Source organism: Pseudoflavonifractor sp. 60, assembly GCF_009911645.1.
Taxonomy (GTDB): domain Bacteria; phylum Bacillota; class Clostridia; order Oscillospirales; family Oscillospiraceae; genus Lawsonibacter.
On the sequence record NZ_QWKI01000057.1, the window covers coordinates 59,491 to 81,155 of the forward strand.

Genomic DNA, 21,665 nt, shown 5'->3' on the forward strand with positions numbered 1-21,665 from the left:
GGAGGAAGTCATATGAGTGAAAACAAAACTGCGCTGTTTTCCGTCCGCGACCTGGTGGTGGAGTACCACTCCGGCCAGTCCATCATCCACGCGGTCAACGGCGTCTCCTTCTCCCTGGGGGTCGGCGAGACCCTGGGCCTGGTGGGGGAGACCGGAGCGGGCAAGACCACCATCGCCAAGGCGGCTCTGCGCATTCTCCCCGACCACTCGGTGGAGCGGGTAGGCGGCGAGATCCTGTTTGAGGGAAAAAATGTCCTGGATATGGGCGACGCCGAGCTGCGGGACCTGCGGGGCAAGAAAATCTCCATGATCTTCCAGGACCCCATGACCGCCCTGAACCCGGTAAAGACGGTCATCTCCCAGATCGCAGAGGGCTATAAAATCCACCACAACTGCTCCAAGGCGGAGGCCAACCAGCAGGCCATCAAAATGCTGGAGATGGTGGGCATCGGCGCCGACCGGGCCGACGAGTACCCTCACCAGTTCTCCGGCGGCATGAAGCAGCGGGTCGTCATCGCCCTGGCCCTGGCCTGCTCCCCCCAGCTGCTCATTGCGGACGAGCCCACCACCGCCCTGGATGTCACCATCCAGGCCCAGGTACTGGACCTGATTAAGGGCCTGCGCAACGAATTGGGTACGGCTATGATCCTGATCACCCACGACTTGGGCATTGTGGCCGACGTGTGCGACTATGTGTGCGTCATCTACGCCGGCCGCATCATCGAGAGCGGCACCAAGGAGGACATCTTCGACAACCCCGCCCACCCCTACACCAAGGGTCTGTTCGCCGCCCTGCCCGACCTGGACAAGAATGTCCGGCGGCTGTCTCCCATCGAGGGCCTGCCCCCCGACCCCTCCCAGGTGCGCGACGAGTGCGACTTCTACCAGCGATGCCCCCACAGGTGCGACAAGTGCCTGGCCTATGACCGGGAGATGATCGAGCTCAGCCCGGGACACTTTTCCAGATGCTGGAGAACGGAGGAATGAGCAATGGCCCCGCTAATCGAGGTAAAGAACCTGAAAAAGTATTTTAAAAGCGCAGCCGGCATGGTCCATGCGGTGGATGACATCTCCTTTTCCATTGAGGAGGGCGAGACTGTGGGCCTGGTGGGTGAATCGGGCTGCGGCAAGTCAACTCTGGGCCGTACGCTGATTCATCTGAATGAGAGCACTGGTGGACAGATCCTGTACAGGGGTCAGGACGTAACCAAGCTGAACAAGAAGCAGCTGGTGGACTTCCGCCGGGACGTGCAGATGATTTTCCAGGACCCCTTCTCCTCCCTGGACCCCCGGCAGACCGTGCAGGATATCATCGAGGAGCCCATCCGCCTGACCGGCAGGCTGAGTAAGGGGGAGCTGAAGGAGAAGGTCATCGACCTGATGGACACTGTGGGCATTGAGAAGCGCCTGCGGATGAGCTATCCCCACGAGCTGGACGGCGGCCGCCGCCAGCGGGTTGGGATCGCCCGGGCCCTGGCCCTGGACCCCAAGTTTATTGTCTGCGATGAGCCGGTATCCGCCCTGGATGTGTCCATTCAGGCCCAAATCCTGAACCTGCTCATGGACCTTCAGGAGACCCGGGGGCTGACCTACTTGTTTATAACCCACGACATGTCGGTGGTCAAGCACATCTCCAACCAGATCTGCGTCATGTATCTGGGCCAGATGGTGGAAAAGGCGGAGAAGGAGGAGCTGTTTGCCCGGCCCCTCCACCCCTACACCAAGGCGCTCCTCTCCGCCATCCCCACAACGGACATTCATCACCAGAAAAAACGTATCCTGCTCAAAGGTGAAATCAAATCCCCCATCAACCCCGGCCCCGCCTGCCGCTTTGCCTCCCGGTGTATCTACGCCAACGAGAGTTGCCAGCAGGGCGCCCGCCTGCATGAAGTCTCCCCGGGCCACTTCGTGGCCTGCAACAGGGTTGACGAGATCAACAAGGACGCATAAAAGATTTCCCTGCCCTTAGGGCGGGGAAATCCACAATACAATGAGATTGGAAACGTGGCTATGAGGACACTGCGAAGCACCTTCGAGGAAAATTACAGGGCCGTTCCGGAGCCCAGCGGCAACCGGCGGGGCTTTAAGATGCGCTACATATATATCGGCCCGTGGTACATCTGGAACCTGCCTCGGGAGCGGGTCCAGACAGCCAAGCGGCTGATGGGTGCGGCCTGTATATTCAGCATTCTGCTCTTCTTCTCAGGAGCCTTTTTGAACTCCCCCCTGAACCACGACCGGTATGTGAGTCTCACCGGAATGCTCTCCATCGCCGCACTGGTCTTCGAGGTTTTTGGAGCCGCGCAGTTCTGCGCCGCCAGGGAAAAAATGACCACCATGGATTTCCACGACATTCAGACCAAGCTGATGCTTGCCCCCCTGGCCCACGGCGTCCTGCTGCTCATCACAGCAGCATTCGCGGTCCGTCAGCTGCTCCGCTGGGACGGCTTCGTCCTGACGGATACGGTGGTCCCCATGTGCTATGCCCTGTCGGGCATTCTGTCCCTGCTGATGTTCTTCTATTTCCGCTCTCTGCCTATCCGGAAGGAGAAGAACAAAGATTGGGACATCGGCCTGTCCTCTTGACAAACTGGCGGCCTCCGTGGTACTCTGGAATTACGTTGATAGGAGGCTGTATCATGAGAGATCGGAACAGTTTTGCCGGAAAACACCACAAAAACGGACACAAAGGGCCCCACGGCCATCACGGGCACGGCTCCGGGGGCAGCCGGGAGGACCTGGCTGGAAAACTGGAGTACTGCGCCCGGGAACTGGCTCACTTTGCGGGGCGGCACCACGGCCAACGAAAAATTCTTTGCCTCCTCCGGGAGCAGAGCCCCATCAACCAGAAGGAGCTTCAGGACATGCTGGGGATTCAGTCCGGCTCGATGAGCGAAATTGCGGCAAAGCTGGAGGGACGGGGCCTGATTGGCCGCGACCGGGACCAGATGGACAAGCGAAAGATCACCCTGTCCATTACACCGGCTGGGCTGGAGTGGCTGGCCCAGCGGGACGATGAGGAGATCGAACAGCGCCGGACCGAGTTCTTCCAGGGCTTGACCCAGGAGGAGCGGGATACGCTGGAGTCTCTGCTGGACAAGCTGGCTGACTACTGGGACCAGAAGCTGGAGCCCAAACGGCTGGAAAATCATCCAAGCTGACAGCCCCTGTGCAGCAGCCCTCAGCGACTTTGCGGCATAGGAATCACTATTCTTATAACAGCCGACAGTTCTCGTTTGCGCGCAACTGCGTTGGAATACAGGCGGTTTATAAAAGCGTACTCAGAAAAATGGAAGGGATTAGGAACATCCTAATCCCTTCCATCTTTACTCTTAAACCGCTGCTGCGCTGTCCTTCCCTTTCTTCGGGCGGTTTTTGCGCTGTGCAGCTTAGAGGCCGTCCCCCTCCAGGCCCAACTCATCTCCCAGGCCGAAGTCGTCGCCAATCGTGGGGTCCTCCTCCACGGGTTCCTTGGTCACCGCTGGGACAAACTCGGTGTACCAGGCCTCCTCGGGCAGGCCGGCCAGGTAGGCGGGCAGGTTCACCACAATGCCGTCCACACTGTAGGGCAGCTTAATGCTGACCTCCTTCACCACCGGCTCGTCCCCCTTGTTCTCGGTGATCTCCAGGGTCATTTGGAAGTTCTGTCCAATCCAGATGGACATACCCCGTTCCCGCTTGCCCAGCTTGGCAACCTCCTCGCCCTTGACCTTGACCACCACACGCTCGAAAGCCTTGTAGTCCTGACCCTGGTAGCCCTCCAGGGTCTTGTTGTCAAAGTAGACGGTGTGGCCCCGTCCGATGACCAGCATACAGCCGGCAATGGCAACCAGAACGGCCACCAGCAGGAGGGAAAATACAATCTGACGCGATTTCATTCCGCTTCCTCCTTTTGGGCCTGGGCCAGCTCCTGGCCTGCCTTACTCTTCACCATGCGCTTCTTGGCCTCGTACATAATCAAAGCCAGGGTTATCACGCCGTAGGACAGGAACACACGGAAGTACTCGCCCACCATGGAGTCGCCGGTGATAAACGCGCCGGCGCCGGGGGCCACAATGAACATCAGATGGAACAGAATCACACCCAGGAAGGCGTTGCCGATGGAGGCCCGCTCCACCGATGCACCCCCAACCAGCAGGGCGGCGATGCAGAACATACCGATTTGGGCGTGACCGGTGTAGGTGGGCAGGTTGCCCATGTTTTGCAGGTAGATCACCATGCCGAAGCCGGCAAAGACGGTGGACATAACAATGGAGATAATGCGGGTGCGCTCCACCTTGATCCCGGCGGCCCGGGCCACCTCCATGTCCTGGCCCACCGCCCGCATATCCTGGCCCAGCTTCGTGCGTCGGAACCAGACAATAAACAGGCACAGCAGCCCCACCAGCAGGAAGGTGAGGACGGGAATTTTGACCCCGCCCACCCGAACGGCCAGCAGGTCGTCCAGGCACTGGCGCATATTCAGCAGACTGACGGTGTTCCGGATGCCGTAGCCCCGGGGCAGCATAATGCTGGCGTGGACAATGGGAATAATGGAACCCATGACGTAGAGCACAATCAGCTGATACCAGCCATTGATGAAGTAGTTCATAATGTAGCTGGTAATCATCTCCCGCCCCTTGGCCATATTCAGGATGGCGCCGCACAGCAGGCCCAGCAGCATGGAGAAGGGGATGGACAAAATCATGGCCAGCACCACGCCGGGGATGCCCCAGATCTGCCAGTCGGCCACCAGGATGACGGCAATCTCCGCCCCCATTGCGCCCAGCGTCATGGCAAAGTTCAGGCCCATGCCCGCCATAATGGGGAAGAGCAGGCAGAGCACCAGAAACAGGTTCCGGCCCATGCGGGTTATGATCTCGTTGAGCAGATAGCTGGGGGACCGGCCCGACATGGGGATAAAGACGGCACAGATGATGATGAACATGATGGGCACCGTGTTATTGCGGACAAAGCCCAGCAGCTGCTTGCCGGCGGAGGCATTATTATTCTTGCTCATTTCGTTCCCTCCGTCTTTCTGGTCAGGGCGTACAACACCATGCCGTTGGAGACAATAATGCGAATGACCTCGCTCATATCCATGTGGACCATGGCATTCATCACAGTGGGGGTCATGGTGACCATGCCCTGGAAGAGGATGGTACCAATAATCACGTTGCCAATGGTGGCCTTGTTCACCAGAGCGCCGCCGATGAGAATGGCAGCCACTGTGGGCATGGTCAGGTTGTTGGGGGCGTTATACAGCTGGATAAAGCCGAAGCCCTGCTGATAAATCAGGATGCCGATGGCCCCCAGCCAGCTGGACATGACCACAGACAGGGTGCGGATGCGGTCCACATTGATGCCGGCGGCCTTGGCGAACACCGGATTGGAGCCCACCGCCGTCATAGCGGTGCCCGTTTTGGTGTGGAGGAATGCCCACATGGCGAAGGCCAGCAGCGCAAAGACCAGCAGCGACCCGGTGGGTATCTTGATATACTCCAAAGGGCCCAGGCTGGTGCCCAGCTTGGCCGCAATTTTGGCAAAATCAATCTCCAAAAAGCTGGCCAGCGCCTGATTATAGAAGCCGTCCAGGGAGATGGTGGGCCGCAGGCCGTTGCCCGACAGGCCGTAGACCATGGTAGGGCTGGTGTAGGGCAGCAGCAGCCACATCATACAGAAGAAGGACATGACCGAAAAGCCCACATAGGTGGCAATCATCATCTCGCCCCCCTTGATACGGTTGAGCAGCGCACCGTAGCCCAGGCCGAAGAGCACCGCAAAGGGGGTTGCCAGCACCACTGCCATCACAAAGCTCATGGGGCCGGTGAAGCCCAGCTGAATGGACAGCGTGCCCCCCAGCAGGCCGCAAATCACCGCCAGGGGCAGGCCGAAGTTCAGGCCGCAGCCCGAGTGGATCATGGGGACCATGGCCAGCACCAGCACCGCGTTCCAACTGAAGCGGTTAATGATGTTGGTAATCTGCATAAACAGGTTGACGCCCACAAAGGGGGTCATCACGAACAGGACCAAAAGAAAGCCGGAGATAATCAGCCTGGGGAAGCCCAGCCTGTCCAGCCAATAGCGCAAGCCAATTGCGTATCCTGGAGAACCCATATTTTTCCCTCCTTATATAACCCGGCTAATCATCAGCAGACCGAACTCCTCCGAGGAGGCCGACGCAGGCAGGATGCCGGCAATGCGCCCCCCGGAGACAATGGCGATGCGGTCGCAGGTCTGCCGCAGCTCCTCCAGCTCGGAGGAGATCATCACCACCGTGACGCCGCTGTCCCGGTTAAACTGCTTCAGCGCCTCCAGCACCAGGGCTTTGGCGCCAACGTCGATGCCCCGGGTGGGCTCCGACACGAAGAGGAACTTGGGCTCCAGGGCGAAGGCCTTGGCCAGGCACACCTTCTGCTGGTTGCCGCCCGACAGCTCCTTGGCCTTCTGCTTGGAGCTGGTACACTTGATTTGCAGCTGGTCGATATACTTCTGGGTCACCCTGTGGATGGCCCGCTCGTCCCGCCACTTGACCACGCCGCCCAGCAGATTTTTCAGGAACTTGTCCTGAATCTGCATGGCGGGAAAGGCCACGTTCCACTCCAGGGTCTCATCCAGCAACAGGCCGACCCCCCGCCGGTCCTCCGACACAAAGGCCAGGGAGGCGTCCAGGCACCGCTTGGGGCTGTTCAGCTCGATGGGCTTGCCGTCAAACTCCACACTGCCCCCCGCCTCGTACAGGCCCATGACTCCGTTCGGGATGCCCAGCTTGCCCTGTCCGGCCAGGCCGCCGATCCCCAGGATCTCCCCCTCCTGCACATCCAGGGTCACGTTGCGCACTGTCTCGCCGGGCATATCAACCCACAGGTTTTTAATGGACATAATGGTCCGGGCGTTGGCGGTCTCCCTTTGGGGTTGGGCCGCAGGGGAGGCGGCACTCTGCTCCATGTCCCGTCCCACCATCCAGCGGGTTATATCCGCCACGCTGGTCTGGCTGGCGGGCACGTCCCGGACAACCCGCCCGTCCCGCATGACCACCACCTTGTCACACACCGCCAGAATCTCGTGGAGGCGGTGGGTTATGAAGATGACCGAGATGCCCCGGGCGGCCATGCCCCGGATGGAGCTCAGCAGGGCCTCGGCCTCCTTCTCGGTGAGCACGGCGGTGGGCTCGTCCAGGATCAGCAGCTTCAGCTGGTCCTTGCTCAGCTCCCGGGCGATCTCGGTGAACTGCTTGTGGCCCACCGGCATATCGCTGATGGTCATGCTGGCGTCGATGTCCACGCCCATCTTCTCAATGGCCGCGGCGGAGCGGCGGTCCATCTCCTTGTAATCCAGGGTATTCAGCCGGCTGCCGAACACCTCTGAAATAATATTCTTCTTTTGGGGCTCCCGATCCAGGAGGATATTTTCTGTGGCGGTAAAGCCTGGAATCAGGGAAAATTCCTGGTGTACCATGCCAATACCTGCCGCCAGGGCGTCAAAGGGGGTGTTGAAAACCGCCTTTTCGCCGTGAATCAAAACGTCTCCGCCATAGCCGCCGGTCTCCCGGATCACGTCCATGCCGAAGAGGATCTTCATCAGAGTACTCTTGCCCGCGCCGTTTTCTCCGCACAGGCCCAGGACCTCTCCCGCGCCCAGGGTGAAATTGATGTCGGTGAGCACCTGGTTGCCGAAAAAGTCCTTTTTGATATTTTGCATTTGCAGCAAGGGAGCGCTGTTATTTGTCATACATCTGCCCTACCTATCCGTTCGTAACACATTTCACAACTGCCGGTGTGCGCTGTTTTGCCGGGGTACTGAAAAAGGGGAGGAGGACAGGTCCTCCTCCCCTTTCGTTGAGATTTTGCTCAGCTGACGGTGTAGTACTTCTCGGGGATCTCCACGCTGGTGCTGCCCATAAAGCGGCCGGGATTACCCATGATATAGGTGTCCTGATAGATGAGGAACACGTTGTCGGACTTGACGCCGGTGGTGGCGTTGGTGTAGCCCGCGCCGTTCCACTCGGCCTCGGGGGAGTAGACCTTCAGGGCGGCGGCGACAGCGTCCATGTCGGTGATCTCGCTCACGCCGTCGATGACGTTCTTGGCGTGCTCAGCCAGGCCGGCGGACAGGGTGTAGCCATAGGAGTAGGCCCAGGTGCCGAAGCGGTCAGCGCCGCTGACGCCGGAGTTGGTCTCGGTCTCACAGACAGCGGACTCCACCTTGGCCAGGATCTTGGAGAAATCGCCAGCCTCCTCGGTCAGGTCCAGGCCCAGAGCGCCGGGATAGCCCATCAGAGGAGAGGGCAGGTCGGCCTCGATGAAGTAGCCGCCATAGGTGAACAGCTGCTTCAGCAGGGGCTCGGTGTGGGCGTCGTTGGTGCAGAAATAGGCGGCGTTCTCGCCGTACTTCTCGACCCAGGCGGGGACGTTCTCCAGGATATAGGCCTGAGCGCCGGGGATACCCACGTCAGAGGTGGGATCGGGAGCAGTCTCCAGCACGAACTCCATGCCAAACTCTTTACAGGCCTCCTCCATAACGGCGACCCGGCGGCTCATGGTCTCGTAGGCCATATGCCGGGGGAAGGAGATGTGGACAAAGGTGTCGGCGCCCAGCTCGTGAGCGGTGCGGATAATCAGGTAGCCGCGGGAGACGAAGTCGTTGTTGCAGACCAGGTCGGCGGCGGAGCCAACCTCAGGCAGGTCCTCGTGGCCCTCGCCGGCGATGCAGAGAATGTCGGGGCGGCGCTCCTTGACCTGACGGAAGGCCTCGGTGGTGCCGGGGACGGCCTGGTTGACGATGATAGCTTTCATCAGGGGGTCGTCAGACCAGTTGACAATGGTCTGGATGGTGGTCTCCAGCTCCTCGGTAAAGTTGTCGGGGTAGATGCCCAGCTTAACCATATCCTCGCCGTACTTGTCACGGAAGGCCTCGGCGCCCCGGCGGTCATCCTCCGACTGGGAGACGGAGCCGGTGACAATGGCGATGTGGTACTCCGCGGCGTCGCTGCCGCCGGAGCTGCCGCCGTTGGCGCTGGTGCTGCTGCCGCCGCCGGTGGTCTGGCTGCCGCCGCCGGCGTTGTTGTTGCCGCCGCCGCAGCTCACCAGAGCGAGCATCATGGCGCAGGCCAGCAACATACTAATCCTCTTTTTCATTATATACCTCCTAAAATACCTTTGGGCCCAGCATTCATTTGAAAATCCCTTCTTTTCTATCTTCGATAGAAAAGAAAAGGCGTACGCCTTTTGGCCCTGTTTAACATTTTAACAAAAATCAAGGGTTTGTCAACCGATTTTTGGATTTTTCGCCTCATTTTTCCTGCGCTATCTGCATAAAATTTGCCGCAGATTTTTCCACTTTTCTGTATTTCCGGACAAAGACAAATGTTTTTCCCTTCGTGTTAACCCCGGGGTTCAGAGCAAAACAGGGATTTACTCTGCCCCCAACGCCCTCCCCGGTTCAGTCACGCCAGCCCTTGCACACATCCACCCAGGAGGCAAATCCGGAATATTCTTCCAACTCCCCAATGGTCAGCTCAATTGCGCTGCTGCTGCTTCCGCAGGCGGGGAAAACCGTCTCAAACCGCCGGAGGGACTCGTCCAGATAGACCGCAACCCCCTCATGGACCGCAAACGGACATACGCCGCCCACCCTGTGGCCGACCAGCGTCTCCGTCTCTTCTGGGGCTAACATTTTCGCTTTTGCGCCGAACTGGGCCTTATACTTGGGATTATCAATCTTGGCATCGCCAGCTGCCACGATGAGAATGGCGCGGCCGTCCACCATGAAGGAGAGCGTCTTGGCGATCCGGCAGGGCTCACAGCTCAGCGCCTGGGCTGCCAGCTCCACAGTGGCGCTGGACACCTCAAATTCCTGTACCCGCTCTGCCATACCAAATTGAGCAAAATACTCCTTTACCTGTTCAATAGCCATAATATCCTCCTGCATCCGCCGCCAGCGCGGCACATAATTTCCCGGGCTCCTTCAATAACCCGGATAAAATATCATGTTATAGACGGCACACCCCTCCCCGGACAGATCCTCATAGGAGTGGGGTATGTCCGCCCGAAACCGGACAGCCTGCTTCTCACCGACGTCAACCGCTTTGCCGCCCAGGACAATCCGCAGCGCCCCACACAGCACAAAAACGTGCTCCTCCACCCCATCGTTATGCTTGTCCGAGAAATGGCGGCAGTTCGGGTCAAACTCGATGTAAAACGCCTCCACACTCCGCACCGGGTCATAGGTGAACAGAGGATATGCTCTCATTTTTCCACCGTCACCTAAAATCACATGGTCCCGGTCCGGACTGGCCACGGTATACTCCGCCTGCGGCCCCTCCAGGAAAAAGGACAGCGGCATTTTCAGCCCTGTGGCAATTTTCCAGAGCGTTGTCACCGTGGGAATCGACTGGCCGCGCTCGATCTGCCCCAACATGGGCTTGCTGACCCCGGTCAGAACCGCAGTCTCATCCAGAGACAGAGAACGGGCTGCGCGCAGGCGTTTCAGCTTGTCCCCAATTTTCAAATTTATGGAGTCCATCGTCACAACCGCCTTGTATGTTTTTACGCCTCATAACATTGTCATAGCATACAACAAGGGGACGAAAAAGTCAATCCCTACATGAATATAACCCTTAATTCGTCAAGTATCTTTTTCAGAGTGAGACGACCCTGGTGTGGCCCGGCTCCGCAGGGCTCATCCCTCGTCCCGCCCGCAGGCGGCCTGGCCCCTTTGAAAAGGGGCTCCAGCGAAGGCGGTGGGGATTGACTTGCAGACACTGCTTCTACTTGAAATTTTAGGTAGAAGATGGTGCTTCCAGGGACAGTCCCCCGCCCTCGCTTCGCCGCTTGTGCGCCCCTGCGGCATCACAAGGTGGAACTACGCCGGGCAGGCCGCCGCTTGACGCAAGAAAACCCCCGAAGCGCACACCTCGGGGGCTTTTGTCAGTTGAAGGGAAGCCAGCTGTTTCCGCTGCGGGCGTTCACCACATCCATAGCGCCGTCCAGCATTTCGGCGGCGTCGGCCATGGTGAGGGTGTCGGCCATCTGAACGGCTCCGGCGGTCTCCGCCCGGATAATGCCGGAGGCGGACAGGTTGGCGGCGGCCTGAGCGGCCCAGTAGCCGTCAGAGTTGCTGGAGAAGACCGCCACGGGCACATCGGTGATATCCAGAAGGTTGTCCAGCATCACGGCTGCCTCCGCTCGGGAAATGGTCTTCTCCGCCCCAAAGACGGGGGCGCCGTTTTCATCCCGGGAGCCCTGGATCACCCCCGCCTTCAGCGCGGCGGAGACAGAGCCCTTGGCCCAGGTGGGGATGGCCTCGTCGTCAGAAAAGCCGGTGAGGGAAATGCCCTCCAGGTCCTCCAGGCCCGCCACCGACATCGCCATGGTGAGGAACTGGGCCCGGCTGACCGGCTGGTCGGGGTCAAAGAAGTAGCGGCCATTCACATAGCGGCCCACATAGACCCCCTCCTCCGCCAGGCGGATGGCGGACTTCTGAACAGGGTGGCCCGCCAGGTCGGCGTAGGTCACCTTGGTATCCGGCTTGTCAATGCGCAGGGAGACCTTGGCCTCTGGTGAGGTGTTTCCGGCGGGGTCCAGGGCCACGTAGGTGAAGGCGTCTGAGCCCGTCTTGTTCTCATAGGGGGAGTAGACAAACTGGCCGTCCTCCCCCAGGGTCACCGCGCCTCGGGCGGGGGTTGAGGTGAGCTGGAAGGTGAGGGCGTCCCCCTCGCCGTCCACCGCGTCGAAGTAGCCGGTGATGGGCACGTTTTTGTAGGTGGTCAGTTCCATATTCCGGGCCACCGGGGGATTGTTCTCCTTGTCCAGCAGGTAGATAGTCACCGTGGACTGCCGGGTCTCCTGTCCGGAGGAGAAGGAGGGGGTGAAGACCAGGGTCGCTGTCGTTGCGGTGGGCTCCGACGCGCTCTGGAAGCGGAGACCTGCCAGCGCGGTGGCGTCTACAAAGGCGCCCGCCTCCACCGGCTGGCCGCCAATGCACAGCTCCCCGGTACCCGGGTCGGGCAGGACGTCCACCGTAATGCCGTTGAGGGATATTTTGCCGCCGCTTTTGACCACAAAGTCCTCCTGCTCAAAGGGGATAATGGTGCCAATCAGGCCGTTTTTGGAAAAATCCTCCACATAAGGCCCCTCCTTCTCCTTGTTCCAGAAGAAGGCCGAGGCGGGGAGGGTCAGAGAACAGACCAGCGCCAGCGCGATCAGGGGCGCGGCTCTCCGTCGGAGGGAAGGGAATCGATTCATAGGGATACCTCCTTAAAAATGGATGTATCCCTATTGTTTTGCCCTTTGCGGGAAATTATGCGGAAAAAACTATGTAGCCTCCTCCAAATCGGACAGGGACATGACGGACACCTCAAAGGCGGTGCGCTCCACCATCTGCCCGTCCACCTCCTTGGTGTAAATCCTGCTTTGCAGGCGGCCCTCCAGCGCCAGCTGGTCCCCCACCTCCAGGGCGGCGCAGTGGTGGGCCAGGCTGCCCCAGGCGATACAGGGCAGGTAGTCCGCCCGGCCATAGCGCCGGTTGATGGCCAGGATCATATCACAGATGGTGCGGCCCAGGGGGGTTGCCCGGAGGGCGGGGGCCTTGCACAGCGTCCCGGACAGCTCCAGCCGGTTCTCATCCTCCCCCTCCTCCTGGGACAGCTCCTTGGCAAAGACACTGACCACCAGCCGCCGCCCCACTCCGCTGCGGTTGTTAAAGGTACGCACCTCCCCGCGGACGGTGAGGGGGACGCCTGTGTCCAGGGAAAAGGCCTCCAGCCGGTCCCGGGGGGCGATGACGTGGAGGGTATCCTCTACCCCGGACAGCCGGCACACTGTCAGGGGGAGCATCAGGTACTCAACCCCGTGGTTCACATGGGAGAGGGCGGGGGGCGCGGCCAGCCGTCCCCGAAGAAGGATTTTGTTTTTGTTGGGCTCCATAAAGCAACACTCCTATTTGATATCGTAAGGTATCGGTTGCTTCCATCTTATGCGGCGGAGCAAAAGAAATTCCCCCAAGAGAATAATTCTCTCAGGGGAAGGAAAGATTTTTGGATCAGCGCCGGCCAAAGCCGCCCCCCCGGCTGCCGCCTCGGGAGCCGCCGGAGAAGCCTCCGCCCCGGGAGCCGCTGGAGAAGCCCCCGCCTCGGGAGCCGCCGGAGAAGCCTCCGCCCCGGGGACCGCTGGAGAAGCCCCCGCCCCGGGATCCGCCGGAGAAGCCACCCCCTCTGGGGCCGCTGCTGCCCCCCTTGGGGCCCTGGAAGCCGCTGAAGCCGCTCCCCCCGGGGGACTGGGGCGGTCTGGGAGGAGGCGGAGGGGGCTGCCGCCAATGCCTGCGGTACCAGGAGGTGCCCGGGCCGTGCCAGAAAAAGATGGGCCGGAACATCACCGGAGGATTGACGATCCCATAGTACCGTTGCCGGTAGGCGTTGTACCGGGACCGGTCTATGGCGTTGATGACCAGAACGATGGCGATGAGGATCACAACCAGCATCACGATCCCCACCATCCGCTCCCCGCTGGAATGGATGGAGCCATATCCGCTGCCGCTGTCCAGATAGCCCAAACCGTAGTTGTCCACATAGTACTGGTTCAGGTCCCGGAACAGATTCAGAACGCCGTCGCCGTAGTCGGAGGCCTGGACATAGGCGTACAGGCTGTTGTCCAGATAGGAGGTCACCTGGCTGTCGCTGAGGGGATAGTCCGGCCCCACCGCCAGATAGGCGTCCCGGGCGGAGACGTCCAGCACCAGAATGCCGTCCGCCGCCGCCAGCTCAATGTCCTCTCCCAGGTCGTAGGCGTAGTCGTCAATGTTCCCGTCCACCGACTTCACCACCGCCACGGCGATAATGCTTCCATAACGCTGGTTCCAGTTGGCGTTGTAGAGGCAGATGCTCTCCTCCTGTTTGGAGGAAAGTACCCCCGCCTCGTCCCAGATATAGTCGGCAAACTGTTTGGTGGACAGGCTGTTGTCCAGCGCTCCGCCGCCGGAGGGGAGGGCGGGCCCGGAGAGACCGCCCCCCTTGGACAGCCCAATGCCAATGGCCACAGCCACCATCACAGCGGCAGTCAGCCAGGCAACCCAGGATTTTTGGAAAAATTTCATGGTGTCACCCTTCCAACAAAATCGTACACTGGACCCATCCCGGGATCCGCTCCAAATGCTCCAGCCACTCCAGCTGGAAGCCCGTCTCGGAGTAGCCGTGGCCATACAGATAGTAGTCTTCAGGGAAAACTCCCGGTTCATCCCACCGGATTTTTTCCTGAGGCACGGAAAAGGCGAAGCTCCAAGTCTGGTAGCGGCCCAGGACGGTGGCCATCCAGGGCTCGTCGTCGTAGTCGGGGCGGGCCAGGAACCGGCCCTCTGCCTGGCGGTGGACAGGGGGCAGAGCAGCAAAGAGTGGTGTCTCCGCACCGGGCAGCTGGGTATAGCCCATGAGCCACAGGGTCAGGTTCATCATATCGTAGAACCGCCCGGGCCGGGGCCAGCAGATCAGGGTCCAGCAAGGGTCCTCCGGCAGAGGGGCGAGGAGAAAGCGGAAGGCCTCCCGCTCCCCCTCCGGCGCGCTGATGTTCTGGTACTCCTCCAGCAGCTTGACGGCGGTATCCACCGGACAGTTCGCCATGGAAAAGCAGGTGTAACCCTCCAGGTCAAAGGGCAGCTTCGGGTGTCCGTCGGGTTCCTTCGGCATTCGCATCCCAGCTTACCCCCTCAGCTCCAGCAGCTTCTGCTTCAGCTCGCCCTCAATGCGGCCCAGCTCCTTCTCGGCCTCCCGCCGCTTCTGGGCCCCCTCGGTCTGGATCTTCATCACCTCGTCCAGGGTTGAGATGAGCTGCTGGTTGGTGTGCTGCAAGGTCTCGATGGAGACCACGGAGCGCTCTGCCTCCCGGGCGGTCTCGATGGTGCCCATTTTCAGCATATCGGCGTTCTTTTGCAGCAGCTGGTTGGTCATGTCGGTAACGGCGGCCTGGGCGGCGGTGGCTTGACGGCCGTGCTCCAGCCCCAGGGCCAGCACCATCTGGCTCTTCCACAGGGGGATGGTGTTCACCAGAGAGGACTGGATCTTCTCCAGCATCTGGGTATCGTTGTTTTGCAGCAGACGGGTCTGAGGGCCCATCTGGACGGAGATCATCCGGGTCAGCTCCAGGTCGTGGAGCTTCTTCTCAAAGCGGCTGCACAGGTTGGCGTAGTCGTTGTAGGCCTGGGCATCCTCCTGGGCCCCGGTGGCCTCCGCCTTCTTCTTCAGCTCCGCCAGGTCGTGGGTCCGCAGGTACTCCAGCCGCTTTTTGCCCGCCAGAATGTACATGGTGAGCTCCTTGTAGTACTTGGTATTCAGCTCGTACATCTGGTCGAACATGGCCACATCCTTCATCAGGGTCACCTGGTGGTTCTCCAGCACCTTGACGATCTTCTCTACGTTGACCTCCGCCTTGGCATAGCTGGCCTTCAGGGCCTCCAGCTCATTGCGCTTCTTTTGGAAAAAGCCGCCGATGCCCTTCTTCTCCGGCTGGCCGAAGGTCTTCAGCTCCACCACCAGAGAGCTGAGGGCCTCGCCCACCTCCCCCAGGTCCTTGGTCTTTACGTTGTTCAGGGCGCTCTCCGAGAAGGCGGCGATGTTCTTCTGGGCCGCCGCGCCGTAGTTGAGGACCAGGCTGGAGTCGGAGATGTCGATTTTTTGGGAGAAATCCTCCACCATCTTCTTCTCCGCCTCGCTGAGCATGGAGTCGTCCAGCTTGACGGCGTTGGCATCCCGGGCCGCCTGGGCCGCCTCATCCACCTGAGGGGCCTGGGGGGCGGAGGGGGTCAGGGTCAGCTCCGGAGCCGCCGCCTGGGCGGCGGTGGGGGCAAGGGTCAGCTCGGGGGTCATGTTCAGTTCGTCACTCATAATAGGTTTCCTCCAGTCGTTTCTCTTCAAAGTATTTTAGCCACATACGTCCCGTCACAACGATGGACGCAATCAGTACAATGGCCCACAGTCCCCATGCGCTGTCGGGTATGGAGATCAGCAGGGGCAGTATGGCCCAAATCGACACCAGGACAGTACCGGCGATCTTATCTGGCAGAGCAGCGTCCTTGTCTCCATTTTTGTTCCAGGTGAGAATGAGGAACTGGAACAGAAAACAGGCCGCCATCAGCCCCTGCACAGCCCAGCGGAAGTGAAAGCCGGCCATGACCTCGATCCAGCGTTCCTCGCTGAACAGACCCAATTTGTAGTAGTATGGGTAGTCCCGAAAGTCCATCCAGGCGGCGAAGGGGCCGAGAAACGCCATCCCGAGGTATAGCCACCGGAGCCACTCAGGGGCTCTCTTTTTCTTCATGGTTGACCTCCTGTTGTTGTTTCGCATAGGTGATCCAGCGGATTGCCGCATTGACTGCAAAAAGGAACGTAACAATGACCCACCAGCTGTTGTGGCGGCAGAGCACATTGAGCAAAGCGGCGGCAAAGGCAACGGTCCAGATAATTGCGCCTGTCAACAGCGTTTTTTCGGGTTGAGTTTTCCACCACATAGCAATCGTCCTGTTCTACAGGGGCAGTCTTCGACCGTCCCGCTCTACAGCTCCAGCGTGGGCCCTCCTGTTCCGCCGCTCAGCCCCTCCTGGGCCAGCAGGTTCTCCATCACGGCGATATCGGCGGAGATATCCAGCGCCTCCTCCCCAAAGAGGGAATCCAGCTGCTTCTCGAAAGCGGCGCACAGGGTGTCCAGCATCTCCTCCACCTTCTGCTTGGTGGTGTCGATATTGCTCCCCGACACGCCGGTGGAGTCCATCCGGTCATAGGCGTTGAGCAGCTTCAGCGTTGTGGGCAGAAAGTAGTCCAGAAACCGGGAGATCTGGGGCTTCTTCTTGGGATTGGAGATGACCTGGTCGATGATCTTCCCCGTAACCTCCTCCAGGCGGTCAATCTGGGCGGAAATCTTCGCGTCGGGGATGGCCTCGTTGAGCCGCCGCAGCTCAGAGATCGCCCGGTCCTTCTCCTTATGCAGGGCCGCCGTCTCCGGGTTGGTCTCCTGCTTCGGCTCAGGCTTTGGAGCCTCGGCACTCTGGACCACCTTGTCCGGCCAGATTGCCTTCCCCAGGATTAAAACCGCCAGGGACAGCCCGGCGCAGAGCAGATAATCGCTGACCCGGTACAGCGGGAACAGCAGGGCGTACCCCAGCCACACGGCGCCCACCAGATAGATGGGCAGAACTGAGACCTTCTTATGGGTGTTCATGGCGCACCTCCGCAGAAAGAATAGTCACCTGTATTTTACCCCCAACTGCCGGGGAGTGTCAAGGAAATAACTATTTGCAAAATAGGAAAAAGAGGGGTATAATAGAAAAGCGCCTGATTCGGCGCAGGAGGTCTTTATGAAAACAGGACTGGTACTGGAGGGCGGGGCCCTTCGGGCAATCTTTTCCAGCGGCGTGTGCGACGGCCTGCTGGAGGGCGGCGTGATGACGGATTATGTCATCGGCGTATCGGCGGGCATCGCCTATGGGGTCAGCTATGTATCCCAGCAGCCCCGGCGCAATCTGGAGGTGGTCACCAGGTTTGCCCCCGACAGGCGGTACATGGGCTGGCGCAATCTGGCGGACAGACACAACCGCAGCTACTTTGGGCTGGAATTTGGCTTCAGCACCATCCCAAACGAGCTGGTCCCCTTCGACTACGACACCTTCGCAGCCTACCGGGGCGAGGTGGAGGCGGTGGTCACCAACCTGAACACCGGCAAGGCGGACTACCTCCCTGTCCCCCGGCGGGACAAGGAGTCGCTGGTCCTTCAGGCCAGCTGTGCCATGCCGCTGCTGTTCCCCATCTTCCAGATCAACGGTCAGCCCTATCTGGACGGCGGCGTCGGCGACGCTATCCCCTGGCAGCGGGCTATGGACAAGTGCGACCGGGTCATCGTGGTACTCAGCCGTCCCCGGAACTACCGCCGTAAGCCGGACCACATGATGAAGCTGATCCGCAAGCGCTACCGGGCCTACCCCAATTTTGTGGCGGCCATGGAGGGGCGGGCGGAGGTCTACAACCGGGACCGGGAGCAGCTGTTTCAGACGGAACGGAAAGGCAATGTGTTGGTCATCGCGCCGGAGTCTACCCTGGGCGTGGCCCGGACGGAGCGGAACACCGAGAAACTGCGCCTGCTGTGGGCGGCTGGCTATCAGACGGCGGTCGACCGTTTAGAGGAGATCAGAGCGTTTCTCCAAGATTGATGGCGGATGCGGCAGCCGCCTGCGCCTCCACTGCCTGCTGTGACCGGGCCCGCGCCCGGGTTCCGGTCGTACCGGACTGGCTGGGCTCCAACGCATACAGGGCCAGAGTGTCCCCCACAATGGTAAAGAATGCACCCAGCTTGGCCAGCTGAGTCTGACTTTGGCCCTGCGCAAGGGCGGCAGAAAAGGCCACTGCCATAGTGAGCAGCTCTCCGCTGTTGGCGTTGTAGATGGAAGACAAAAGACCACCCCCCGAATTATCTTATGTGAGACGCGGCCAAATGGGTTCGTAAAAAGGAGTTTTTATGAAAATTGTTGTAATCGACGGGCAGGGAGGCCGTCTTGGCCAGCTGCTGGTGGAGGCGGTGAAGGCTCGTCTGCCCCAGGCCCAGGTGTATGCCATCGGGACCAACACTGTGGCCACCGCCGCGATGCTGAAGGCGGGGGCGGACTTCGGCGCGACGGGGGAGAACCCGGTGGTCCGAAATGTGATGGACGCCCGCGGGGTCCTGGGCCCGGTGGGCATTGTAGTGGCCAACGCAATTCTGGGGGAGGTCACCCCCGCAATGGCCGAGGCGGTGGGGAGCTGCCAGGCCAGAAAATATCTGGTGCCTATGAACAGCTGCGGTGTCATTGTGGCCGGAGTTGAGGAACTGCCTCTGTCCGCTTACGTGGCCCGGGCCGTGGAGCGCCTGGCGGCGGAGGTGAAAAATGTTTCATCCTTTGATTGACTTTTTCTCCTCCCTCCTGTATGATAGATGCTGTTGCGGAGTATAACAGATATTCCCGATATGCCTCCACCGGTATGCGCCCGTGGTGAAATTGGTATACACGATGGATTTAGGTTCCATTCTGGCAACAGGTAGGGGTTCGAGTCCCCTCGGGCGCACCACGACCATATAATCCGAACCTTTTTCCGATAGGAGATGGGTTCGGATTATTTGTTTTCTTCGAGAGATTTGAGGATACCCACTTCCGAAACGGCCTGGAGCGGAAAGTGACATCCAAGCCGAGAGGGCCGCGAAAAAAGAAATAGGCAGGAACAGGGCGGGCGCATCGTGTGACGATTGCGTCCGCCCTGTTCGTTTACTCTTTTTGTTCGGCCTGCCGCTGCTTTTTCCATTCTTCAAATTCCCGCTGCCCCTCTATGCTTTCGTAGAAAGCGAGAATGTCGGGCAGGATGCAGCGGGCGATGGCCTCGATCTGATGCTGGGGGATGTTGGTGTTGTTGATTGGTTTCTTTCGCTTGCTCAAGCAGTGTCCTCCGTATTGAAAATTCCGAAGGCACGTCCCTGTGTCCTTTCGTGTACACTGAAAATCATTTCTTTTCGGCTCTGTGGATAGGTAGCCCCCTCTCTGTCGGAAAATCATGTATCGCAACAACGAGGACTCAACATCCTCTCATTCTTCTGCGGGTATTGTATCGGATTTCAGATGTCCTGTCAAGGCGAACGCTGGTAGAAAAAGTAAGGAGTCAAAGCCCTTGCGCCGTAGGGAGTTCAAACGCTAAAGTTGATTGGGCTGTATGATTTCCTTTGGGACGCCCAAATCGGGGGTTACTTTTTCTACTCTCTGTTTTGTATTCCACATCTGCTGGTGTGGACATTTAGAGATTTTTGATCCTTGTGCCGCAAGGCTTTCCAATCACTTATCAGTAGGGGCGGTATAGTTTGCCTTGGAGGGGCAAAGTGTGGTTCTAAGCATCTTCGCTGTCTGCAAATCGGGGCCTTGAACCGTCTGTGCGACAAGGGGTTCAAAGAGGTTTATTGGAGGAGTAATACAGTTTCCGTCTAAAACCTGAAACCGGCTTTGATTTGCGGACAATCTTTACGATATAAAAATCAGGGTTCTGAGTTGATTTGTTTATTGCATTTTCATTACTGGTATGCTATTCTATGAGCAGAAGATTAGACTGCTGGGGAATGATTTAATAATGGTCGGAATTTTGTTTTGGAATACCTGTATTACAAATAAATCCAAAACAGATACTCAACATATATCACGGATTGAGGATGCCATAGTCAACATTGTACAGGAAACGGATTGTGATATTATTGTCTTGGCCGAGTTCAACTCTCCAATTACTGGCCTATGCAATAAGTTGTCTCTTATAGGAAGAGATTTCCGTGAACGTAAATCTATTGCAGGAAATGCGAGAGTTAAAATATTAGCAGATAATCGCATTTTAAGCGAAATTATTCGGGAATCTAGGTATTATATAATTCACAATTTCAATTTGACGGGATATCATTTTTTGCTGGGCGGTGTTCACTTTCCGAGTAAGCTTTGTACGGAGCCAAAAGATGTCGAGGTCGTAGGAAGTGACTTTATTTGTGCAACCAAAGAATCGGAAAGAGAAACTAAACATGAAAAAGTAATTATGATAGGTGATTTCAACGCCAATCCGTTTGAGCCTATTATAACAGACTTTGGTTATTTGCACGCAATATTTGATTCGTCCACGGTAGAACAGGCACGATCCAGAGAATTGTTTGGGATAAAGAAGCAAATCTTTTATAATCCTATGTGGAATTTGCTCGGAGATGCTAATTATCCCAAAGGGAGTTATTATAGCAATAGTGGCAAAGCAAGTAAACTGTTTTGGAATATATTTGATCAGGTTATTATAAGTGCGGACATCATCAAGGCATATAAAAAGGACTCATTAAAAATACTTACTGGAGTTGGTGATAAGTGCTTTGTGAATAAAAACGGGAAACCAGATGAGATATTATATAGTGACCATTTGCCGCTGTTTTTTGCTTTACAGGAGGATTTACTATGAGTATGTGGAATTTTGACAGTTCCGCTCTGGAGGATTTACAATCACCATTGGAAATTGTAAACAGCCAATGCAAAGAACTTTCCAAGATTTCTGGTGAGCGTGTAATCGCAAGAGTTACGGAATATGATGGCCCGTATAGAAGTAACGAATTATTTTTACAGACGCAAATGCTTGCGGAATCTCTCTCCAAGGCTACCAAGGCTACCAAGTTTGATGTTCAAGATGTGATGGGCGACAATGCTACTGATGAAGATTACAGTAACCGTTTTGTCTATGAGTTATTTGTAACATCAAAAAATACTCCTAAATACAGATATAGGGTATTTATTATGTACTATAGTATTGGGATGTATCCTGTTGGTCTAACAATTCAAGAAGATATCGCAAAAGAAATTGGATTTAATAGTGAAGGAATGGAATTTGAGGACGCCGCATCCTTTACTGAGGCACTTTCCAAAATATTGGGCAGTAATGCGCTGGGTAAAGTGCTAAAAAATCTCGCTTCACTGAATCCATTTGAGTTCTAAATTATTGTAAGGGCCTGTGTTGTACAACACAGGCCCTGTTATTATTCTGTCAATTTCTGATACATCCTCATCAACTCCGCCACGCACATACTCTCGGTCATCTCTCCGACCTTAAGAAGCTGTATTCATAAGCGTTTGAGCAGCGTGTGGAAATGAGAAATTATGACCATAGCCTCAGCAGAGGAAAC

Annotated in this window: 25 protein-coding genes and 1 tRNA gene; 9 read left to right on the forward strand and 17 right to left on the reverse strand. The window is 58.0% G+C overall.

What is annotated here, in order from left to right; translation table 11 throughout:
- The first annotated feature begins 12 nt into the window (after positions 1–12).
- From D1646_RS07540 to D1646_RS07555, 4 genes are read left to right on the forward strand one after another with little or no spacing between them, the layout of a single operon-like run.
- A complete protein-coding gene (locus D1646_RS07540) occupies positions 13–987 on the forward strand; it encodes an ABC transporter ATP-binding protein (RefSeq protein ID WP_160635886.1) in 975 nt (324 codons plus the stop codon).
- A gap of 3 nt (positions 988–990) precedes the next feature.
- Entirely contained in the window at positions 991–1,950 is a 960-nt protein-coding gene (locus D1646_RS07545; RefSeq protein ID WP_160635887.1) for an oligopeptide/dipeptide ABC transporter ATP-binding protein, read from the forward strand.
- Between the two features lie 60 nt (positions 1,951–2,010).
- Positions 2,011–2,586: a hypothetical protein gene (locus tag D1646_RS07550; RefSeq protein WP_160635888.1), complete on the forward strand. Its 576-nt coding sequence runs from the start codon at positions 2,011–2,013 to the stop codon at positions 2,584–2,586.
- A gap of 53 nt (positions 2,587–2,639) precedes the next feature.
- A complete protein-coding gene (locus tag D1646_RS07555; RefSeq protein WP_160635889.1) occupies positions 2,640–3,161 on the forward strand; it encodes a MarR family transcriptional regulator in 522 nt (173 codons plus the stop codon).
- A 228-nt stretch (positions 3,162–3,389) separates the two neighbouring features.
- Here the strand turns inward: D1646_RS07555 and D1646_RS07560 are convergent, their stop codons facing one another.
- The 15 genes from D1646_RS07560 to D1646_RS07630 all read right to left on the reverse strand — a co-directional run bounded on the left by D1646_RS07560 (position 3,390) and on the right by D1646_RS07630 (position 17,180).
- Positions 3,390–3,878: a DUF6672 family protein gene (locus D1646_RS07560; protein WP_160635890.1), complete on the reverse strand. Its 489-nt coding sequence runs from the start codon at positions 3,876–3,878 to the stop codon at positions 3,390–3,392.
- Positions 3,875–4,999, reverse strand: a complete 1,125-nt coding sequence (locus tag D1646_RS07565) for an ABC transporter permease (RefSeq protein ID WP_160635891.1) — start codon at positions 4,997–4,999, stop codon at positions 3,875–3,877. The genes D1646_RS07560 and D1646_RS07565 overlap by 4 nt, the downstream gene beginning before the upstream one ends.
- Positions 4,996–6,096 (reverse strand): ABC transporter permease, encoded by a 1,101-nt coding sequence (locus D1646_RS07570; protein ID WP_160635892.1) that lies wholly within the window; start codon positions 6,094–6,096, stop codon positions 4,996–4,998. Before D1646_RS07570 ends, D1646_RS07565 begins: the two co-directional genes overlap by 4 nt.
- Positions 6,097–6,108: 12 nt before the next feature.
- Positions 6,109–7,710 (reverse strand): sugar ABC transporter ATP-binding protein, encoded by a 1,602-nt coding sequence (locus D1646_RS07575; RefSeq protein ID WP_160635893.1) that lies wholly within the window; start codon positions 7,708–7,710, stop codon positions 6,109–6,111.
- A gap of 119 nt (positions 7,711–7,829) precedes the next feature.
- Positions 7,830–9,116 (reverse strand): DUF3798 domain-containing protein, encoded by a 1,287-nt coding sequence (locus tag D1646_RS07580; RefSeq protein ID WP_201754585.1) that lies wholly within the window; start codon positions 9,114–9,116, stop codon positions 7,830–7,832.
- A gap of 304 nt (positions 9,117–9,420) precedes the next feature.
- Positions 9,421–9,894 (reverse strand): YbaK/EbsC family protein, encoded by a 474-nt coding sequence (locus D1646_RS07585; RefSeq protein ID WP_160635894.1) that lies wholly within the window; start codon positions 9,892–9,894, stop codon positions 9,421–9,423.
- A gap of 51 nt (positions 9,895–9,945) precedes the next feature.
- A complete protein-coding gene (locus tag D1646_RS07590; RefSeq protein ID WP_160635895.1) occupies positions 9,946–10,503 on the reverse strand; it encodes an XRE family transcriptional regulator in 558 nt (185 codons plus the stop codon).
- Positions 10,504–10,907: 404 nt separating this feature from the next.
- Positions 10,908–12,224 (reverse strand): Ig-like domain-containing protein, encoded by a 1,317-nt coding sequence (locus D1646_RS07595; protein WP_160635896.1) that lies wholly within the window; start codon positions 12,222–12,224, stop codon positions 10,908–10,910.
- Between the two features lie 69 nt (positions 12,225–12,293).
- On the reverse strand, positions 12,294–12,905 hold the full coding sequence (locus D1646_RS07600) for a single-stranded DNA-binding protein (RefSeq protein WP_160635897.1): 612 nt from the start codon (positions 12,903–12,905) through the stop codon (positions 12,294–12,296).
- A 115-nt stretch (positions 12,906–13,020) separates the two neighbouring features.
- Entirely contained in the window at positions 13,021–14,070 is a 1,050-nt protein-coding gene (locus tag D1646_RS07605; protein WP_160635898.1) for a TPM domain-containing protein, read from the reverse strand.
- Positions 14,071–14,074: 4 nt separating this feature from the next.
- Entirely contained in the window at positions 14,075–14,662 is a 588-nt protein-coding gene (locus D1646_RS07610) for a hypothetical protein (protein ID WP_160635899.1), read from the reverse strand.
- A gap of 6 nt (positions 14,663–14,668) precedes the next feature.
- Positions 14,669–15,850 carry a toxic anion resistance protein gene (locus D1646_RS07615; RefSeq protein WP_160635900.1) on the reverse strand — a complete coding sequence of 394 codons (1,182 nt, stop codon included), beginning with the start codon at positions 15,848–15,850 and terminating at the stop codon, positions 14,669–14,671.
- Positions 15,843–16,283, reverse strand: coding sequence for a hypothetical protein (locus tag D1646_RS07620; RefSeq protein WP_160635901.1), 441 nt, complete (start codon positions 16,281–16,283; stop codon positions 15,843–15,845). Before D1646_RS07620 ends, D1646_RS07615 begins: the two co-directional genes overlap by 8 nt.
- A complete protein-coding gene (locus tag D1646_RS07625; RefSeq protein ID WP_160635902.1) occupies positions 16,261–16,473 on the reverse strand; it encodes a hypothetical protein in 213 nt (70 codons plus the stop codon). Before D1646_RS07625 ends, D1646_RS07620 begins: the two co-directional genes overlap by 23 nt.
- Before the next feature lie 44 nt (positions 16,474–16,517).
- Positions 16,518–17,180, reverse strand: a complete 663-nt coding sequence (locus D1646_RS07630; protein WP_160635903.1) for a 5-bromo-4-chloroindolyl phosphate hydrolysis family protein — start codon at positions 17,178–17,180, stop codon at positions 16,518–16,520.
- A gap of 136 nt (positions 17,181–17,316) precedes the next feature.
- Here D1646_RS07630 and D1646_RS07635 point away from each other — a divergent pair, with 136 nt between their 5' ends.
- Positions 17,317–18,165, forward strand: a complete 849-nt coding sequence (locus tag D1646_RS07635; protein ID WP_160635904.1) for a patatin family protein — start codon at positions 17,317–17,319, stop codon at positions 18,163–18,165.
- On the opposite strand, the gene D1646_RS07640 is transcribed toward D1646_RS07635, so the two are convergent.
- Complete coding sequence (locus D1646_RS07640; RefSeq protein ID WP_160635905.1) at positions 18,143–18,406, reverse strand: hypothetical protein; 264 nt, start codon at positions 18,404–18,406, stop codon at positions 18,143–18,145. The two genes, D1646_RS07635 and D1646_RS07640, sit on opposite strands and share 23 nt — an antisense overlap.
- Before the next feature lie 64 nt (positions 18,407–18,470).
- Between D1646_RS07640 and D1646_RS07645 the strand changes: the two genes are divergently transcribed.
- Positions 18,471–18,896, forward strand: a complete 426-nt coding sequence (locus D1646_RS07645; protein WP_160635906.1) for a DUF3842 family protein — start codon at positions 18,471–18,473, stop codon at positions 18,894–18,896.
- Between the two features lie 76 nt (positions 18,897–18,972).
- A tRNA-Leu gene (locus tag D1646_RS07650) sits at positions 18,973–19,057 on the forward strand.
- Between the two features lie 194 nt (positions 19,058–19,251).
- On the opposite strand, the gene D1646_RS22645 is transcribed toward D1646_RS07650, so the two are convergent.
- Positions 19,252–19,419 (reverse strand): hypothetical protein, encoded by a 168-nt coding sequence (locus D1646_RS22645; RefSeq protein ID WP_201754586.1) that lies wholly within the window; start codon positions 19,417–19,419, stop codon positions 19,252–19,254.
- 679 nt (positions 19,420–20,098) lie between these two features.
- Here D1646_RS22645 and D1646_RS07655 point away from each other — a divergent pair.
- Complete coding sequence (locus D1646_RS07655; protein ID WP_160635907.1) at positions 20,099–20,950, forward strand: endonuclease/exonuclease/phosphatase family protein; 852 nt, start codon at positions 20,099–20,101, stop codon at positions 20,948–20,950.
- Complete coding sequence (locus D1646_RS07660; RefSeq protein WP_160635908.1) at positions 20,947–21,477, forward strand: hypothetical protein; 531 nt, start codon at positions 20,947–20,949, stop codon at positions 21,475–21,477. Before D1646_RS07655 ends, D1646_RS07660 begins: the two co-directional genes overlap by 4 nt.
- Positions 21,478–21,665: the final 188 nt, after the last annotated feature.

What these genes read in the sequence shown, in the direction of transcription:
- D1646_RS07575 (WP_160635893.1), bottom strand. Translation starts at nt 7,710, where the DNA reads ATGACAAATAACAGCGCTCCCTTGCTGCAAATGCAAAATATCAAAAAG.
- D1646_RS07630 (WP_160635903.1), bottom strand. Translation starts at nt 17,180, where the DNA reads ATGAACACCCATAAGAAGGTCTCAGTTCTGCCCATCTATCTGGTGGGC.
- D1646_RS07635 (WP_160635904.1), top strand. Translation starts at nt 17,317, where the DNA reads ATGAAAACAGGACTGGTACTGGAGGGCGGGGCCCTTCGGGCAATCTTT.
- D1646_RS07550 (WP_160635888.1), top strand. Translation starts at nt 2,011, where the DNA reads ATGAGGACACTGCGAAGCACCTTCGAGGAAAATTACAGGGCCGTTCCG.
- D1646_RS07545 (WP_160635887.1), top strand. Translation starts at nt 991, where the DNA reads ATGGCCCCGCTAATCGAGGTAAAGAACCTGAAAAAGTATTTTAAAAGC.
- D1646_RS07580 (WP_201754585.1), bottom strand. Translation starts at nt 9,116, where the DNA reads ATGAAAAAGAGGATTAGTATGTTGCTGGCCTGCGCCATGATGCTCGCT.
- D1646_RS07660 (WP_160635908.1), top strand. Translation starts at nt 20,947, where the DNA reads ATGAGTATGTGGAATTTTGACAGTTCCGCTCTGGAGGATTTACAATCA.
- D1646_RS07555 (WP_160635889.1), top strand. Translation starts at nt 2,640, where the DNA reads ATGAGAGATCGGAACAGTTTTGCCGGAAAACACCACAAAAACGGACAC.
- D1646_RS07645 (WP_160635906.1), top strand. Translation starts at nt 18,471, where the DNA reads ATGAAAATTGTTGTAATCGACGGGCAGGGAGGCCGTCTTGGCCAGCTG.
- D1646_RS07615 (WP_160635900.1), bottom strand. Translation starts at nt 15,850, where the DNA reads ATGAGTGACGAACTGAACATGACCCCCGAGCTGACCCTTGCCCCCACC.
- D1646_RS07570 (WP_160635892.1), bottom strand. Translation starts at nt 6,096, where the DNA reads ATGGGTTCTCCAGGATACGCAATTGGCTTGCGCTATTGGCTGGACAGG.
- D1646_RS07610 (WP_160635899.1), bottom strand. Translation starts at nt 14,662, where the DNA reads ATGCGAATGCCGAAGGAACCCGACGGACACCCGAAGCTGCCCTTTGAC.
- D1646_RS07565 (WP_160635891.1), bottom strand. Translation starts at nt 4,999, where the DNA reads ATGAGCAAGAATAATAATGCCTCCGCCGGCAAGCAGCTGCTGGGCTTT.
- D1646_RS07655 (WP_160635907.1), top strand. Translation starts at nt 20,099, where the DNA reads ATGGTCGGAATTTTGTTTTGGAATACCTGTATTACAAATAAATCCAAA.
- D1646_RS07620 (WP_160635901.1), bottom strand. Translation starts at nt 16,283, where the DNA reads ATGAAGAAAAAGAGAGCCCCTGAGTGGCTCCGGTGGCTATACCTCGGG.
- D1646_RS07540 (WP_160635886.1), top strand. Translation starts at nt 13, where the DNA reads ATGAGTGAAAACAAAACTGCGCTGTTTTCCGTCCGCGACCTGGTGGTG.
- D1646_RS07625 (WP_160635902.1), bottom strand. Translation starts at nt 16,473, where the DNA reads ATGTGGTGGAAAACTCAACCCGAAAAAACGCTGTTGACAGGCGCAATT.
- D1646_RS07585 (WP_160635894.1), bottom strand. Translation starts at nt 9,894, where the DNA reads ATGGCTATTGAACAGGTAAAGGAGTATTTTGCTCAATTTGGTATGGCA.
- D1646_RS07600 (WP_160635897.1), bottom strand. Translation starts at nt 12,905, where the DNA reads ATGGAGCCCAACAAAAACAAAATCCTTCTTCGGGGACGGCTGGCCGCG.
- D1646_RS07605 (WP_160635898.1), bottom strand. Translation starts at nt 14,070, where the DNA reads ATGAAATTTTTCCAAAAATCCTGGGTTGCCTGGCTGACTGCCGCTGTG.
- D1646_RS07590 (WP_160635895.1), bottom strand. Translation starts at nt 10,503, where the DNA reads ATGGACTCCATAAATTTGAAAATTGGGGACAAGCTGAAACGCCTGCGC.
- D1646_RS07595 (WP_160635896.1), bottom strand. Translation starts at nt 12,224, where the DNA reads ATGAATCGATTCCCTTCCCTCCGACGGAGAGCCGCGCCCCTGATCGCG.
- D1646_RS07560 (WP_160635890.1), bottom strand. Translation starts at nt 3,878, where the DNA reads ATGAAATCGCGTCAGATTGTATTTTCCCTCCTGCTGGTGGCCGTTCTG.